The organism is Cupriavidus sp. 8B, assembly GCF_054589115.1.
In genome coordinates this window covers 11,682-11,986 of the sequence record NZ_BAAILO010000429.1, presented here as the reverse complement: position 1 = coordinate 11,986, position 305 = coordinate 11,682, and the positions used below count along the sequence as shown (strand labels likewise).

The window sequence follows — 305 nt, the reverse complement described above, 5'->3', positions numbered from 1 at the left end:
CTCTTCTCCCTTGCGGGGCACGCCCCCGCTTGCGGGGGATGCTTGCCTCGCGCAACTATTAAGGCATTCAAATGGCACACATCGTTGAACCCATCCCGGCTGTTGCTCCGATCGTTACGAACGGTAAGACCGTGCAGGAGGTGGCTGCAGCACTGGGCAAAACGCTTCGTGCCGCACAACTTGATCCCGAGTGGCTGTGCGCTGCGAACTATAGCGAGAATCGCAACGAGAAGGCCTACGGGCTGCTGCCCAGCGTGAACTGGCCGGACTGCGACAAAGGCCGCATTGCGGTCTCGGTCGTCCGC

Annotated in this window: 1 pseudogene; it reads left to right on the top strand. The window is 61.3% G+C overall.

The window, feature by feature from the left end:
- Window positions 1-71: 71 nt before the first annotated feature.
- A pseudogene (locus ACYP5B_RS40805) lies at window positions 72-305 on the top strand (hypothetical protein); the annotation flags it as partial.